This window comes from Amycolatopsis sp. AA4, assembly GCF_002796545.1.
Classification (GTDB): Bacteria; Actinomycetota; Actinomycetes; order Mycobacteriales; family Pseudonocardiaceae; genus Amycolatopsis.
This window is the reverse complement of the sequence record NZ_CP024894.1, coordinates 1643414-1657764: the sequence shown is the minus strand read 5'-3', so window position 1 is coordinate 1657764 and position 14351 is coordinate 1643414. Positions and strand designations below refer to the sequence as shown.

Here is a 14351-nt window from a genome sequence, read left to right as displayed (position 1 = left end):
GCAGCCGAGCGACGTCGAGGCGATCTGCCAGTTCGGCGAAACGCACGTCACACCGCACTACGCCCCGCTGATCGGTGAAGCGGCTGCCCAGCGCCAGTCCGCCAGTGGTGGAACGAAGCGACAGTCGAGTTGTGGTCGCCGAAACCGGCGGGCGCATCGTCGGCGTCGGGCAGCACGGGCCGGACCACGTCGTCTACAAGCTCTACCTGGACCCGGAGCACCAAGGCCACGGGCTCGGCCCGCGACTGCTCGACGCCCTCGCCCGCCGGGGATCCGGCGCTCGCGGTGGTCTGGCGAACCCGCCCGATCACTCTCCGGGAGGAATAGCCGCCTCCCCCGGCGCTGGGCTAGCGTGGCGTCCGATGAGCGAACGTACCTGGGGCTTCCGCACCCGCGCCCTGCACGCCGGCGGCACTCCCGACCCCACGACCGGGGCTCGTGCGGTGCCGATATACCAGACGACCAGCTTCGTGTTCGAGGACGCGGCCGACGCGGCCAATCTGTTCGCGCTGCAGAAGTACGGGAACGTCTACAGCCGGATCGGCAACCCGACCGTCGCCGCGTTCGAGGAGCGGCTCGCGAGTCTCGAAGGGGCCATCGGCGGGGTCGCGACCGCCAGCGGGCAGGCGGCGGAGTTCCTCACGTTCTCGGCGCTCGCGGAGGCCGGCGACCACATCGTGTCGGCTGCCGGGCTGTACGGCGGGACAGTCACGCAGCTCACCGGGACGCTCGCGCGGTTCGGCGTCGAGACCACGTTCGTGCACGGCGACACCGAGGACTACGCCAAAGCGGTGACCGACCGCACGAAGCTGATCTACACCGAGGTGATCGGCAACCCGAGCGGCGCGATCGCGGACCTCGCCGGGCTGGCTGATCTCGCGCACTCGCACGACATCCCGCTCGTGGTCGACGCGACGCTCGCCACGCCGTACCTCTGCCGCCCGATCGAGCACGGCGCGGACATCGTCCTGCACTCGGCCACGAAATTCCTCGGCGGACACGGCACGACGCTCGGCGGGGTCGTCGTCGAAGCCGGGACTTTCAACTGGGGCAACGGAAACTTCCCCCGGATGACCGAAACCGTCGACAGTTACGGCGGGCTCAAGTACTGGGAGAACTTCGGCGAGTACGCGTTCTGCACGCGGCTGCGCGCGGAGCAGTTGCGCGACATCGGCGCGGTGCTGTCGCCGCATTCGGCGTTTCTGCTGCTGCAGGGCGTGGAAACGCTGCCGCAGCGGATGGACGCGCACGTCGTCAACGCGCGGGCGATCGCGGAGTACCTGAACGCGGACCCGCGGGTCGCGTGGGTGTCCTACGCGGGGTTGCCGGATCATCCGGATCACGAACGGGCCGCGCGGTATCTGCCGCAGGGGCCGGGCGCGGTGTTTTCGTTCGGGGTGAAGGGCGGACGCGCGGCGGGCGAGAAGTTCGTGGAGTCGGTGGAACTGTTGTCGCACTTGGCAAACGTCGGCGACGCGCGGACGCTGGTGATCCATCCCGCCTCGACGACGCACGCGCAGCTGTCCGAGGACCAGCTCGCCGCGGCGGGCGTCGGCGCGGACCTGATCCGGCTGTCGGTCGGGCTGGAGGACGTCGAAGACCTGCTGTGGGACCTCGACCAGGCCCTCGACAAGGCGGTGAACGCGTGAGTTACGACGTCGGGGCGGTCGAGCGGCGGCGTCTTCTCGGGCGCACGAAATCGGTGACGGTCGTGGGCGCGTCGGCGAATCCGGCGCGGCCGAGCTACTTCGTGGCGACCTACCTGCTGTCCTCGACGCGGTACGAGGTCAACTTCGTGAACCCGCGGCTCGACACGTTGCTGGGGCACCCGGTGTATCCGTCGCTGGCGGACGTGCCGGGCGAACTGGACCTGGTAAGCGTGTTCCGCAAGCACGACGACCTCCCCGCGGTGGCCGAGGAGGTCATCGAGGCGGGCGCGCGGACGTTGTGGCTCCAGCTCGGGTTGTGGCACGAACCGGTGGCGGACCGCGCTCGCGAGGCCGGGCTGGATGTCGTGATGAACCGCTGCGTGAAGATCGAGCACGCGCGGTTCGCGGGCGGATTGCATCTCGCGGGGTTCAACACCGGGGTGATCAGTTCGCGGCGGCAAACCGCGCCCTGAGCAGGCTACGGTGGGCGAAGTGAACCCGAACTGCCCGCACGGCTGGCTGCCGTCCGGAACCGAGATGACCTGCCTGGACGATCTCGAAGTCGTGTTCCGCGGCGACCGGGTCGCGGTGCGATTCGGCGAACGGCACGCCGCCGATCACCACCTGGACCGGCGGTTGTTCTTCGCCGTCCGGGTCCAGGCGCCCGGGCTCGACGCCCGGCTGGAGCACGTCACCAACTACGTCACCGGACGCGGCCTCGCCCGGTTCCTCGGCGGGCTCGACTTCCGCGGCTGGGAAGGCGAACGCCGCTGGGTCAACGCCGACCGCGACCTGAGCGTCTCCGCGACCTACTGCTCCGGCGGCCGCGTCAAGCTCGTCTGGACTCTCCGGCCGTGGCGGCACTCCGTCCACGGCGAGTGGGAGATTGCCGCCACGACCACGATCGAGGCTGGCGCGGAGAAGGACGACCTGACTGCCCAGCTCGACGCTTTCCTTACCGCCGAAGGGTTTCCGGTCGAAAGCGAGGTCAGCTGACCGTCGCCACCAGGAACTCCTCCCCCGCCGTCTCCAGCCCGTCCGAGCGATCCCCCAGATACCGCTTGGTCAGTTCAGCCGCGCTGACGTGCCGGACGTCCTGAAACCCGCACTCCCGCGCGAAATCCAGCATCTCGTCCGGCGCGAAGAAGCTCACGAACGGCGTCCCGGCCGCCTCCGCGCCCTTCATCGCCGCTGCCCGGGCCGCGCGGTCGGGTTCGTCCAGGTACTCCTCCGGCATCTGGAACGTCATCGCCACCACGGTGCCCGGCGCGAAGCCGGCGAGCGCGCGCAACGTCGCGGCGTTCGCCTCGCGGGTCAGGTACATGCTGACGCCCGTCGAGGCCGCCACCGCGGGCTTCGTGACGTCGAAACCGTTGGCGGACAAGCGTTCCGGCCACTGTTCGCCGGATTCGAAGTCGACCGGCACGAACCGGTACGGGGCGGGCAGCCCGAGTTCGGCCAGTCGCGCGCGCTTCCACTCCTGCGTGCCCGGCCGGTCGATCTCGAACACCCGCACGCCCAGCTCCGGCTCCCGCTGCGCGAACGTGTCCAGCCCGGCGCCGAGCAGGACGTACTGCGAGACCCCGCGTTCGCGCACCAGATCCTCGACGAACCGGCTGCGCAGCGCGATTCCCGTCCGGAACCGGCGGGTGAACTCCAGGTCCATGTCCGGCCGGGACCGCCAGTCCGGGCCGGGATCGGCCAGCCGGAGACCGATCTCGTCGGCCAGTGCGTGCGGCGGCGGATCGGCGAGCACGTGCAGCGCGCGCCACAGCGCCACGCGCACCGCCGTGTGGTCCGGCTCCCTCACTTCGGGGCCCGCAGAATCCAGGTGCGGCCGTCCGGGTCCCGCACGGTCATCTCGCGCGTGCCGTAGTGGGTGTCCTCGAACGGGGTGACGACGTCGAGTTCCGCGTCCACCGACTCGTCCGGCACCGCCACCACCACGCCCATGCGCGGCTCCTGGCTTTCGGGGACCTCGGCGACGAACACCGGCGCGCCGTCGCCGTTCGACAGCTGGCCCGAGTTGTGGTCGGTCTCGAAATCGAGGCTGAAACCCACGCGCTGCAGGAATTTCGCGGTCTTGCCCCAGTTGTGCGTCTCCACGAAGAGCATCGTGATGCCGTCGCTCATGTCAGCCGTCCTCTCGTTGTTCCGGCGGGGTGCCGAGATAAGCCCGCAAGGCCGCGGTGACCAGCGCGGACAGCGACTGCTCGGTCTCGATCGCCCGGTACTTCACCTGCTTGATCAGCTCGACCGGCAGGTAGACGTTGAACTGTTTGACCTCTTCACCGGCCATTCTAGGATGCTAGCAATCTAGCCAACAGCGCACAAGGACCGCCGCCAGCCCTCATGAGAAGGTGGAGGCATGGCGAAACCCTCCGGGCTGCAGATCAGGAACATCGTCGCCGCCGTCCTGATGGCTGCCGCGTTCGTGTTCAACCTGGTGACCGGCGGCCCGTGGTGGGTCACCGCGATCGTCGGCGTCGCGGCCCTGCTGTCCTCGTTCTCCGCCTACCTGAACCGCCCCAGCGCGCGCGGCTGAGCCGTCCGGGCAGTCCCGCCTGGACACGCGGGCAGGAAGATCGTCCCGTTCAGCCTTCGTCCGCACGGACGTCGCCTCCGGTTCAGCCGCCGCTGCTCTACTCGGCGCGGCCCGATCGCGGCAGGCGAAGGAGTGTTGGTGGCAGGGAACGGCTTCACCGTCCATCCGGACGAGCTGCACAAATTCAGCGAGTACCTCGACAAGACGACCGTGCCCGCCGTGGACGAGTCCGCGAAGGCGGTGGACGACGCCAACGGCGGGGACATCGACGCGTTCGGCGTCGTGCTCGCGCAGGTGCTCGCCATTCCCGCGCGGATCGCGCTGAAGGCCGTCTCCGACAATCTGCACGGCGTCGCGAAGGACGTGACCGACAGCGCGGACAAGACGCGCCAGGCCAGCGAGCAGTACCGCAAGGGCGACCAGGACCTCGCGACGGCGTTCGACAAGTTCAAGCCGGAGCAGGTGAAATGAGCGCCGTCGTTCCCATCACCGATTCGAACAGCACCACCGGCGCGGGCGTCGCGGACAGCTGGCACAGCGTCGTCTCGTCGATCCAGGAGATCCAGCACCTGCACGGCGCGGACGCGGCCGCGGTGGGCGTCGAACTCGGCGTGTCGATCGTCGGCGCGATCGCGGACACCGCGGCGTTCGTCCTCGACCCGTTCGGCAAACTGATCGCGGCCGGGCTCGGTTGGCTGATCGAACACATCTCGTTCCTCAAAGAGGGCCTCGACAAGCTCGCCGGCGACCCCGCGGCGATCAAGAAGATGGCCGAGGAACTGCACAAGACGGCCCAGAACCTGCGCAACGCGGCGAAGGACCTCGACACGACGCTGCAGAAGACGGTCACCGACTGGCAGGGCGACGGCGCCGAGGCGTTCAAGAAGAACATCAGCGACCGCCGCGGCCAGATCGACAGCGCCGGACAGGCGGTCGACGTCGCGGGCTATGTCGTCGAGACGACGATGGCCCTGGTCTCCGTGGTGCGCTCGCTGATCCGCGACCTGATCACGACGTTCCTCGGCGACGTCATCGCGACCATGCTGATCGCGCTCGCGATGGCGGCCTTCACGTTCGGCGCGTCGATCGTCGTCGGGGTGGGGAACGTGATCCGGTCCGGGATCTCGCTGGCGCTGACGATCGCCTCGAAGATCGCCCGGATCGTCGGCCTCGGCGGGCGCACCGCGAGCCGCCTGGCGCAACTGGCGGAAAAGGTCAAGCCCGGCCGGGGCGGCGGCTCGCACGGCGGCGGGGGCGGCCACGAGATGACCGACCTCGGCGGAAACCACGGCGGGAACCACGGCGGCGAGGGCGGCGGCCAGGGAGGGCAGGGCGGGCACGGCGGGAACAACACTCCGCACGAGGACGCTCCCGGCGGGAACAACCACCACGAAGACAACCCTGGCGGCAACAATCCGCACGACGACACCCCCGGCGGGAACAACCACCACGAAGACCCGCCTGGCAACAACACCCCGCACGAGGACGATCCGTTCGACACATGGCTGGCCGCGGACCAGCACTTCAACCCGCCGCCCAACCGTCCGCACGACACCCCGGGCGGGAACACTCCCCACGAGGACGCCCCGGGCGGCGGAGGCAACCACCACGAGAACTCACCCGGCGGCAACACTCCCCACGAGGACACTCCGGGCGGGAACCACCACGAGGACACCCCCGGCGGGAACAATCATCACGAAGACCCGCCCGGCAACAACCCGAACCACGAAGACGCACCCGGCGGCAACAACCACCACGAAGACCCGCCCGGCAACAACCCGAACCACGAAGACGCACCCGGCGGCAACAACGCCAACCACGAGGACAACCCGGGCGGCGGCAACCACGAGAACGGCGAGGGCGGCGGGTCAGGAGGGGGCGGCGGGAACACCTCGTCCGGACCGCAGTCGCCGTTCAAGCCCTACGACTTCCGCTGGATGAAGAAGCACGAGGACTGGCTGGAGAACATGTGCAATCTCCCCCAGGTCCAGAAGTACACCGGCGGGAAGAACGTCTGGAAGGACATCGTCAAAGGCCCTGACGAGTACTTCAAGACGCACCCGGACGTGTACCCCTTCCTCAAGGGCCTGGCCGACGCCAAGAGCAGCAAGAACTTCGTCGGGTGGATGGGCAAGGACTCGATCAACTTCGACAAGGCGATCACCGACATCCACATGCAGGCCGAGGAAGCCTGGAAGAACTCGGACGAACAGTGGCGCCAGGAGCACCCCGACCCCGCGGGCACGGAGTAGCCCCCAAAGCCGGGAGGGCCGCCCTGAGGAGTTCAGGGCGGCCCTCGCGGACGTTGCTCAGCCGAGAGCGGCGGGACTCAGTCGGAGGTCTCCGCGAACCGCGCGGTCAGGGCTTCCCGGCCGCGTTTGCTCAGCTCGCCGAACAGCCGCAGCCGGGCGAGGCCGCCGTCGGGGTAGATGTCGAGGCGGATTTCGGTTACCTCGGGGCCGTCGTCCGCCAGCGCGAAGCGGTGCCGGGTGTCGGGCTGCAACCTGGTGCGCGGCAACAGTTCCACCCACTCGCCCTCGTCGAGACGGCCGCTCACCGACGCCCAGCCGGGGGCGTTTCCCTTGAGGTTGCTGGTGTCCAGCTCCACGAACCGGACCAAGCCCGCACCGGCCAGGCGCACCGTGGCCCAGTCGTTGCCGTCGTCGCGGCGGCGGGCGGTTTCCCAGCCCTCCGCCTGGTGCGCGGCGAGGCCCGGCGACAGCATGTTGTTCGGCGACGAATAGAACATGTCGCTGCAGCCGGTAACCACGGCGCCGTTTTCCAGCGCTGCCAAGTCGAGCGAGCGCGGGTCGAGCAGCGACGGGTCCGGCACCGGCGAACCGTGCACGCGCAGCCGGGCGACGCCGCCGTCCGGGTGCTGAGTGAGGCGCACGTGGGTGTAGCGGCGCGGGGACGTCACCTTGTAGAAGTTCTCCGAGTCGCCGACCGCCGGTTCGTGGTCGACCAGGACGTCCCAGTCGGCGTCCTGCAGTTCGGCCGCGCTCGGGTAGCCGGGCACGGACGTCGCGGCCACGGACACGAACGGCGGGTAGTTGCCCTTGAAGAACGCCGTGTCCACCACCACGCCGGAGACCACGCCGCCGAGGCCGAGGCGGACCAGGGCGTGGTCGTCGCCGGGTTCGCGGTGCCGCCGGGTCTCCCAGCCGTCGTACACCTGGCCCTTGGGGCCGAACGTTTCGGCGCGGTGCGCCGGCCGCCACGGGTTGACCAGGTTTTCCTTTTCGGCGAACAGTTCGTCGCTCGCCCACATCACGGTGCCCCCGAACAGGCGCGAGGCCAGATCGGGCTGGGCAGTCCACTCCGGACGGTCGGACACGTGCTCCTCCATCTCTTCAGCAATTGCCCCGGGTCAGCAGAGTCCCCTGGGGCGCGTCGCCGGTCACCGGCTCGCCGCGCAGCCAGGTGCCGCGCACGACGCCGGCCAGCGGACGCTGGTCGTACGCGCTCACCGGGTTGCGGTGCGCAAGTTTCGCGACGTCCACGACGAAGGCCTCGTCCGGCGCGAAGACGCAGAAGTCGGCGTCGGCGCCCACTTCCAGCTTGCCCTTCCGCGTCATCCCCACCTGCGCGGCCGGCCGCTCGGCCATCCACCGCACCACGTCGACCAGGCTGAAGCCGCGCTGCCGGGCCTGGGTCCAGATCGCGGGCAGACCGAGCTGCAGGCTGGAAATTCCGCCCCAGGCAAGCCCGAAATCGCCGGTGTCAAAGCGTTTCAGCTCCGGCGTGCACGGCGAATGGTCGCTGACGATCGTGTCGATCACGCCGTCCGCCAGACCCTGCCACAGCAATTCCCGGTTCGCCGCCTCGCGAATCGGCGGGCAGCACTTGAATTGCGTTGCGCCGTCGCGAATTTCCTCCGCGACAAAGGACAGGTAGTGCGGACAGGTTTCCACCGTCAACGCGACGCCTTCGTTGCGCGCGCTGGCGATCAGCGGCAAAGCGTCCGAAGAGGACAGATGCAGGATGTGCGCGCGAGCACCGGTGCGCCGCGCCGCTTCGATCACGTGCGTGATCGCCAGGTTTTCCGCGCCGCGCGGACGGGAACCGAGGAAATCGTGGTACTTCTCGCCGTGCGGGTCGGGAGCCGCGTCGATCGCGTCCGAATCCTCCGCGTGCACGATCATCTGCGCGTCGAACGACTTCAGCTCGCGCAGCGCGGATTCCAGACCGGCCGCGTCCAGCGGCGGGAACTCGTCGACGCCGGAGTGCAGCAGGAAGCATTTGAAGCCGAAGACGCCCTCGTCGTGCAGTCCGCGCAAATCGCCTTCGTTGCCCGGAATCGCGCCGCCCCAGAACCCGACGTCGACGTGCACGCGGCCGCTCGCGGCCTTGCGTTTGACCTCCAGCGCGGCCACGTCGACCGTCGGCGGCAGGCTGTTGAGCGGCATGTCCACGATCGTCGTGACGCCGCCGGCGGCGGCCGCGCGCGTGGCGGTCTCGAAGCCCTCCCACTCGGCGCGCCCGGGGTCGTTGACGTGCACGTGCGTGTCCACGAGACCGGGCAGCAGCACCTCGTCCCCGGCCAGCTCGACGACCCGCGCCCCCGGCATCTCGACAACGCCGGGTTCCAGAGCGACAATCCGGCCGTCCCGCACGCCGATCGTCGCCGGCCCGAGACCGGCGGGGGTCACCGCGCGCGCGGCCCGCACCACGAGGTCCATCGACGGCCTCCTCCAGTTCCACGTTACGGAAAGACTCTTTCGCTCACCGAGATTAGACACGTTCTTCCCGGCTCGTCAACGCCGTCCCTCCCACGTTACGGTCACCGGGTGGAGTTGGAAGCCGAGTTCACCAGCGAGCCGTTCCGCGGCGAGGGCGCGCCGCCGGAGCACGCCGTCCGCGCCCGCGACGCCGCCGACGCGGCCGGGCTCGACACCGACTTCGGCCCGCTCGGCACGCTGGCCCGCGGGACCGCCGACGAGCTGTTCGCCGCGTTGCCCTCGATCGCCCGCGCCGCCCTCGAAGGCGGGGCTACCCGGGTGACGCTGCAACTGCGCCGGACCGACGATTCCGACGCCGTTCCGGCGGTCGAACTCAACAGCGCGCTGTCGCGATTGATCGCCGACGTGGAACGCGAACTCGGCTCGAAACTCCGCGATCTCGACCGCCCGGAAAAGCAGCGCGCGGTGCGCCTGCTGCGCGAGCGAGGGGCCTTCAACCTGCGGAAATCGGTTTCGGCCGTCGCCGAGGAACTGGGCGTCACGCGGTTCACGGTCTACAACTACCTCAACCGGGAAGCCGACTGAACCCGTCGCGGGTTGCGATTCAACAAAGTGTTGACGCACGCTCGACCCGGCCGTACGGTCAGCGGAACACCACCTCCCCGGAGGAGATTCCGTTGCCGCTCGCACTCGCCGAGTTCAACTCCGCACCCGCCGCCGAACTCCGGCCCACGCTCACCGCCTGCCTGGCCGTGCCGCGCTGGGTCGACACGGTGCTCGAAGGTCGCCCGTACGCCGATTTCGCCGCGCTGAGCAAGGCCGCGGACAGCGCGACCCCGTTGCGCCGCAACGAGATCCGCGACGCGATCGCCGCGCACCCGCGGATCGGGGAACGCCCGACCAGCAAGGGCAGCGACGCCGACTGGTCGCGTTCGGAACAGTCCGGAGTGGACAACGCGGACGAATTCGCCGCCGCCAACGCCGAGTACGAGGCCCGGTTCGGCCACGTCTTCCTGGTGTGCGCGAGCGGGCGCAGCGGCGAGGAACTGCTCGCGAACCTGCGGTCCCGCCTCGGCAACGACCCGGAGACCGAACTCGACGTCGCCGGCGCGGAGCTGGCCAAGATCGCGCAACTGCGCCTGGCGAAAGCGGTAACGGCATGAGTCTGGTAACCACCCACGTCCTCGACACCGCCGCTGGCAAGCCCGCCGCCGGGATCGCCGTCCGCTTCGAGAGCCAGGACGGCACGCTGATCGCCGAGGGCGCGACCGACGACGACGGCCGCATCCGCGACCTCGGCCCGGAGACGCTCGACCCCGGCGTCTACCGGCTGATCTTCGACACCGGCGGCTACCTCGGCCCGGAGGCGTTCTTCCCCGACGTCACGATCGCTGTCCGGATCGTCGACGGCACGTCGCACCACCACGTGCCGGTGCTGCTGAGCCCGTTCGCCTATTCCACCTATCGCGGGAGCTGACATGGGAATCTCGTTGGGCCCCAACCAGTACGGCAAGGCCGAGGTCCGCCTCGTCACCGTCCGGCGCACCGGCGGCGTGCACCACCTGCGCGACCTCACGGTGTCCTCGGCCCTGCGCGGCGACCTGTCGGCCACGCACCTGACCGGTGACAACTCCGCCGTGCTGGCCACCGACACACAGAAGAACACGGTGTACGCGTTCGCCAAGCAGCAGGACGTCGGCGAGATCGAGGATTTCGCGCTGCGGCTCGGCCAGCACTTCGTCGGCACCCAGGAAAAGATCACCGGCGCGCGGATTTCCATCGAAGAGCAGGAATGGGACCGCATCACCGTGGACGGTGCGCCGCACGACCACTCCTTCAGCCGCTCCGGCGGCGAACGCCGCACCACGACCGTCACCGTGCACGCCGATCGCGCCTGGGTGGTGTCCGGTGTGGACGGTCTGACCGTGCTCAAGTCCACCGGGTCCGAATTCCACGGCTACCCGAAGGACGAATACACCACGCTCGTCGAAACCGACGACCGCATTCTCGCCACCGCCGTGACCGCGCGCTGGCGCTACGAGGGATTCACCGGGATCGACTGGGCCAAGAGCCATCGGGAGATCCGGCGGACGCTGCTGGAAACGTTCGCCACCAAGCACAGCCTTTCGCTGCAGCAGACCCTGTACGCGATGGGCGAAGCCGTGCTGCGGGCCCGGCCGGAAGTAGCCGAGATCCGGTTCTCCTTGCCCAACAAGCACCATTTCCTCGTCGATCTAAGCCCCTTCGGCCTCGAGAACTCAGGCGAGGTGTTCTACGCCGCCGACCGACCGTACGGCCTCATCGAGGGCACGGTCGTCCGCGACGAAGCCGAAGAGCCCGGCCCGGCCTGGACCGACGCCGTGCTCTAGCCCCGAGTCCCCTCCGGGAGAGCGCATGTCAGTTACACAGGAACGACCATTTCGGCACCCCGTGGACGTGCGGCCCCCGCTGCCGCAGTTGATCCTCGGAGGAATCCAGCACGTCGCGGCCATGTACGCCGGAGTGGTAGCGCCACCGCTCGTCATCGGCGCGGCCGTCGGCCTCTCCCCCGGCCAGCTCGCGCTGCTGATCAGCGCGGCGCTGTTCACCGCCGGGCTGGCCACCCTGTTGCAAACCCTCGGCTTCTGGCGCTTCGGCGCGAGACTGCCGCTGGTCAACGGCGTCACTTTCGCCGCCGTCGCGCCCATCCTGTCCATCGCGGCACAGCATCGCGACGGCAACGCGCTCGGCGTCGTCTACGGCGCCACGCTCGCCGGCGGCGTTTTCGTAGTGTTCGCCGCACCGTTTTTCTCCAAGCTGACGCGGTTTTTCCCGCCGGTGGTGACGGGGACGGTCATCACGCTCATCGGGATTTCGCTGCTGCCGGTCGCCGTGCAGTGGATCGCCGCGCAGCACAAATCGGCCAAGCCCAGCGGTCTGGTGCTGGCCGGGATCACGCTGGTGGCGGTGCTGGTCTTCACCCGGTTCCTGACCGGGTTCTGGAGCCGGATCGCGCTGCTGCTCGGCCTGGTCGTCGGCACCGCGGTGGCGTGGCCGATGGGCCAGGTCGACACATCGACGCTGAAGCAGGCCCCGGTGTTCGGCATCGTGACGCCGTTCCACTTCGGCACGCCCGCGTTCGACATCGCGGCGATCGTCTCGATGCTCATCGTGATGCTCGTGGTGATGGCGGAAAGCACCGCTGACCTGCTGGCCCTCGGCGAGATCGTGGACCGGCCGACCACGAGCCGCGTACTGGCCGACGGCCTGCGCGCGGACGGGCTCTCCACCGCAGTCGGCACGATCTTCGGCGGGTTCGCCTGCACGGCGTTCGCGCAGAACATCGGCCTCGTGTCGCTCACCCGCATGGTGAGCCGGTACGTGGTCGCGGCCAGCGGCGTCGTGCTCGTGCTGCTGGGCGTGTTCCCGGTGACCGGCGGGATCGTCGCGCTGGTGCCGCAGCCGGTGCTCGGCGGGGCCGGGCTGGTGCTGTTCGGCAGCGTCGCGGTGAGCGGCATCCGGACGCTGGCGAAGGCGTCGTTCGAGCATCCGGTGAACGTCGCGATCGTGGCCGCGTCGCTCGGCGTCGGGCTGATCCCGATCGCCATGCCGGACTTCTACTCCGGGTTCCCGGCGGCGCTGCAGGTCGTGCTCAACTCCGGGATCAGCGCGGGGTGCGTGACCGCGGTGGTGCTGAACCTGGTGCTCCGGCCGCGTTTGATAGAACGCTCTACTGTCCAGGAGCTATCCTCGGTGTCGTGACTGGCACGAAGGACCGCATCCTCGCCGCCGGGGCGGAACTGTTCCGCCACGGCGGGTACGCGGGCACCGGCATGAAGCAGATTGTCGAGAAAGCCGGCGCGCCCTTCGGGTCGGTGTACCACTTCTTCCCCGGCGGCAAGGAGCAGCTGGGCGAAGAAGTGGTACGCACCTCGGGGATGCAGTACGCGGAGCTGTTCGAGGTCTTCCTCACGCCGGCGCCGGACCTGATCACCGGCCTCGAAACGTTCTTCGGGGCCGCGGTCACCACGCTGCTCGAGACCGACTACGTCGAGGGCTGCCCGATCGCGACCGTCGCGCTCGAAGTGGCGACCACGAACGAACCCCTGCGCAAGGCCACCGCGGACGTGTTCGAGGCGTGGACCAAAGCGGGCACCAAGGGGTTCTCCGCCTTCGGGCTTCCCGAGGAGCACGCCCGCACGCTCACGCTCGCCTTGGTGACCAGCCTGGAGGGCGCGTTCGTGTTATGCCGCTCCATGCGGACGACTGAACCGATGGCGGTCGCGGGCGCGGCCGTGGTCGACGTAGCGCGACGGCTGCTGACCGAACTGGGTGACGACGGGAAACGCCGTCCCGGGGACCGCTAAGCTGGAACCAGCGTCCGGGTCCGCGGGAGGTGGCCGGTGTTCGGTCTCAGCATCGACCACATCGTGATTTTGCTGCTCGCCGGGTTGTTCATCCTCGGCCCGGAACGGCTGCCCGAGGCGGCGCACTGGGTCGCGCAGACCCTGAAACGGGCGCGCGGGTTCGCCGCGGGCACCAAGGCCCAGCTCGAGGCCGAACTCGGCCCGGAGTACCAGGAACTGCGGAAACCGTTGCAGGAACTGCAGTCCCTGCGGATCGCCAACCCGCGGGCGGCCGTGACGAGGTACCTGCTCGACGACCCTCCCCCGGTCGCCCGCCCGTCCTCGCCGCCGCCGGCGCCGGCCCCGGTTCCGTTGCGGGCCAACGAGCGGCCGCCGGTCGATCCCGACGCCACCTGATCATTCGGCCGCGCGCCACGCCCATCCGGCGAGCACGAGCAGTTCGACCAGTTCCAGCACGGCCATCAGCCGTTCCACGAGCCCGGTCGCGACGGTCGGCAGATGCTGCCCGAATGCGACATTGGCCGCGAACGGAATGAGAAACGGCAGAAAGAACGGCACGGCCGCCACCGCCAGAATACGAGACCAGCGCGCATAACCCCGCCAGCGCGGAGAATTCCGATGCGTCCAGCCGAGCAGCCATCCGGCTAACGGCAAACTCACACAACTGATCCCGGTCGCGCCGAGATGCACTTTGCCGACCCAGGTCACCGCATTTCCCTGCGGATCCTTCGTGAACAGCGCGACCGCCGCGAGCCCGGCGCACCAAGCGACGATCGCGACGACCGTCAGCACGCCGTACAGGATCTTCCGGCGGCGCAGCACCGCGGCCACCACGACCGAACCGGCCGAGGTCAGCAGCATCGCCGCCGCCCACATCCACCAGCCCGGAGTCCAGGCGTAGTCGCTGAGCATCGCGCTGACCGGGTCGATCGGGCCCCAGTAGCGGTCGACGTGCAGCACCACCAGGAACGCGGCCGCGGCCAGCACCGCGGCCACCGCCGCGCCGAGCGCGCGTTTCGTTCCTCTCGCCGGCGGGGCTGGCGCCAGCGCCGCGACCGGCGCCGGGGTCAGTTCTGTCGCCACTGAAAGTTCTCCGCTCGCCCGTCCGCTTTCCCGAAAGCATATCCTG

General features: G+C 69.5%; 19 protein-coding genes. 13 read left to right on the top strand and 6 right to left on the bottom strand.

From position 1 onward, the window contains the following. Window positions 1-131 precede the first annotated feature (131 nt). From CU254_RS07895 to CU254_RS07885, 3 genes are read left to right on the top strand one after another with little or no spacing between them, the layout of a single operon-like run. Window positions 132-1649 (top strand): aminotransferase class I/II-fold pyridoxal phosphate-dependent enzyme, encoded by a 1518-nt coding sequence (locus tag CU254_RS07895; protein ID WP_199785834.1) that lies wholly within the window; start codon window positions 132-134, stop codon window positions 1647-1649. Continuing rightward, window positions 1646-2122: a CoA-binding protein gene (locus CU254_RS07890; RefSeq protein ID WP_037712926.1), complete on the top strand. Its 477-nt coding sequence runs from the start codon at window positions 1646-1648 to the stop codon at window positions 2120-2122. Before CU254_RS07895 ends, CU254_RS07890 begins: the two co-directional genes overlap by 4 nt. A gap of 19 nt (window positions 2123-2141) precedes the next feature. Beyond that, window positions 2142-2645: a DUF6228 family protein gene (locus tag CU254_RS07885; protein WP_158688001.1), complete on the top strand. Its 504-nt coding sequence runs from the start codon at window positions 2142-2144 to the stop codon at window positions 2643-2645. Here the strand turns inward: CU254_RS07885 and CU254_RS07880 are convergent. From CU254_RS07880 to CU254_RS07870, 3 genes are read right to left on the bottom strand one after another with little or no spacing between them, the layout of a single operon-like run. After that, complete coding sequence (locus tag CU254_RS07880) at window positions 2638-3459, bottom strand: class I SAM-dependent methyltransferase (protein WP_199841118.1); 822 nt, start codon at window positions 3457-3459, stop codon at window positions 2638-2640. The two genes, CU254_RS07885 and CU254_RS07880, sit on opposite strands and share 8 nt — an antisense overlap. Further along, window positions 3456-3782, bottom strand: a complete 327-nt coding sequence (locus CU254_RS07875) for a glyoxalase/bleomycin resistance/extradiol dioxygenase family protein (RefSeq protein WP_009074409.1) — start codon at window positions 3780-3782, stop codon at window positions 3456-3458. The genes CU254_RS07880 and CU254_RS07875 overlap by 4 nt, the downstream gene beginning before the upstream one ends. 1 nt (window position 3783) lies before the next feature. Beyond that, window positions 3784-3948: a ribbon-helix-helix protein, CopG family gene (locus CU254_RS07870; RefSeq protein ID WP_009074407.1), complete on the bottom strand. Its 165-nt coding sequence runs from the start codon at window positions 3946-3948 to the stop codon at window positions 3784-3786. Window positions 3949-4017: 69 nt separating this feature from the next. On the opposite strand from CU254_RS07870, the gene CU254_RS43595 reads away from it, so the two are divergent. From CU254_RS43595 to CU254_RS07860, 3 genes are all read left to right on the top strand, one after another. After that, window positions 4018-4194: a hypothetical protein gene (locus CU254_RS43595; RefSeq protein ID WP_162836019.1), complete on the top strand. Its 177-nt coding sequence runs from the start codon at window positions 4018-4020 to the stop codon at window positions 4192-4194. A gap of 138 nt (window positions 4195-4332) precedes the next feature. After that, window positions 4333-4665 (top strand): type VII secretion target, encoded by a 333-nt coding sequence (locus CU254_RS07865; RefSeq protein WP_050788129.1) that lies wholly within the window; start codon window positions 4333-4335, stop codon window positions 4663-4665. Next, window positions 4662-6446: a WXG100 family type VII secretion target gene (locus tag CU254_RS07860; RefSeq protein WP_050788128.1), complete on the top strand. Its 1785-nt coding sequence runs from the start codon at window positions 4662-4664 to the stop codon at window positions 6444-6446. Before CU254_RS07865 ends, CU254_RS07860 begins: the two co-directional genes overlap by 4 nt. Window positions 6447-6523: 77 nt before the next feature. Here the strand turns inward: CU254_RS07860 and alc are convergent, their stop codons facing one another. Then, the gene (gene alc, locus CU254_RS07855) at window positions 6524-7543 is read right to left on the bottom strand and encodes an allantoicase (protein WP_037712925.1); all 1020 of its coding nucleotides are present in this window, start codon (window positions 7541-7543) and stop codon (window positions 6524-6526) included. A 4-nt stretch (window positions 7544-7547) separates the two neighbouring features. After that, complete coding sequence (gene allB / locus CU254_RS07850; RefSeq protein WP_037712924.1) at window positions 7548-8876, bottom strand: allantoinase AllB; 1329 nt, start codon at window positions 8874-8876, stop codon at window positions 7548-7550. Window positions 8877-8984: 108 nt separating this feature from the next. On the opposite strand from allB, the gene CU254_RS07845 reads away from it, so the two are divergent. The 7 genes from CU254_RS07845 to CU254_RS07815 all read left to right on the top strand — a co-directional run bounded on the left by CU254_RS07845 (window position 8985) and on the right by CU254_RS07815 (window position 13618). Continuing rightward, window positions 8985-9461: a helix-turn-helix domain-containing protein gene (locus tag CU254_RS07845; RefSeq protein ID WP_037712920.1), complete on the top strand. Its 477-nt coding sequence runs from the start codon at window positions 8985-8987 to the stop codon at window positions 9459-9461. Between the two features lie 92 nt (window positions 9462-9553). Then, window positions 9554-10039 (top strand): 2-oxo-4-hydroxy-4-carboxy-5-ureidoimidazoline decarboxylase, encoded by a 486-nt coding sequence (uraD, locus tag CU254_RS07840; RefSeq protein WP_009074396.1) that lies wholly within the window; start codon window positions 9554-9556, stop codon window positions 10037-10039. Then, on the top strand, window positions 10036-10353 hold the full coding sequence (gene uraH / locus CU254_RS07835; protein WP_037712918.1) for a hydroxyisourate hydrolase: 318 nt from the start codon (window positions 10036-10038) through the stop codon (window positions 10351-10353). Before uraD ends, uraH begins: the two co-directional genes overlap by 4 nt. Before the next feature lies 1 nt (window position 10354). Continuing rightward, window positions 10355-11245 (top strand): factor-independent urate hydroxylase, encoded by an 891-nt coding sequence (gene pucL, locus CU254_RS07830; protein ID WP_009074393.1) that lies wholly within the window; start codon window positions 10355-10357, stop codon window positions 11243-11245. 25 nt (window positions 11246-11270) lie between these two features. After that, window positions 11271-12617 (top strand): nucleobase:cation symporter-2 family protein, encoded by a 1347-nt coding sequence (locus CU254_RS07825; protein WP_009074391.1) that lies wholly within the window; start codon window positions 11271-11273, stop codon window positions 12615-12617. Beyond that, window positions 12614-13222, top strand: coding sequence for a TetR/AcrR family transcriptional regulator (locus tag CU254_RS07820; RefSeq protein WP_009074389.1), 609 nt, complete (start codon window positions 12614-12616; stop codon window positions 13220-13222). The genes CU254_RS07825 and CU254_RS07820 overlap by 4 nt, the downstream gene beginning before the upstream one ends. A gap of 36 nt (window positions 13223-13258) precedes the next feature. Then, window positions 13259-13618: a twin-arginine translocase TatA/TatE family subunit gene (locus CU254_RS07815; RefSeq protein WP_009074387.1), complete on the top strand. Its 360-nt coding sequence runs from the start codon at window positions 13259-13261 to the stop codon at window positions 13616-13618. Here CU254_RS07815 and CU254_RS07810 read toward each other — a convergent pair whose 3' ends face one another. Continuing rightward, window positions 13619-14305: a DUF998 domain-containing protein gene (locus CU254_RS07810; protein WP_037712916.1), complete on the bottom strand. Its 687-nt coding sequence runs from the start codon at window positions 14303-14305 to the stop codon at window positions 13619-13621. It lies immediately after the preceding gene. Window positions 14306-14351: the final 46 nt, after the last annotated feature.

Bases quoted from the DNA above. Each gene is read 5' to 3' on its own strand.
- CU254_RS07875 (WP_009074409.1), bottom strand. From the start codon at position 3,782: ATGAGCGACGGCATCACGATGCTCTTCGTGGAGACGCACAACTGGGGC.
- CU254_RS07870 (WP_009074407.1), bottom strand. From the start codon at position 3,948: ATGGCCGGTGAAGAGGTCAAACAGTTCAACGTCTACCTGCCGGTCGAG.
- CU254_RS43595 (WP_162836019.1), top strand. From the start codon at position 4,018: ATGGCGAAACCCTCCGGGCTGCAGATCAGGAACATCGTCGCCGCCGTC.
- CU254_RS07860 (WP_050788128.1), top strand. From the start codon at position 4,662: ATGAGCGCCGTCGTTCCCATCACCGATTCGAACAGCACCACCGGCGCG.
- alc (WP_037712925.1), bottom strand. From the start codon at position 7,543: ATGGAGGAGCACGTGTCCGACCGTCCGGAGTGGACTGCCCAGCCCGAT.
- allB (WP_037712924.1), bottom strand. From the start codon at position 8,876: ATGGACCTCGTGGTGCGGGCCGCGCGCGCGGTGACCCCCGCCGGTCTC.
- uraH (WP_037712918.1), top strand. From the start codon at position 10,036: ATGAGTCTGGTAACCACCCACGTCCTCGACACCGCCGCTGGCAAGCCC.
- pucL (WP_009074393.1), top strand. From the start codon at position 10,355: ATGGGAATCTCGTTGGGCCCCAACCAGTACGGCAAGGCCGAGGTCCGC.
- CU254_RS07825 (WP_009074391.1), top strand. From the start codon at position 11,271: ATGTCAGTTACACAGGAACGACCATTTCGGCACCCCGTGGACGTGCGG.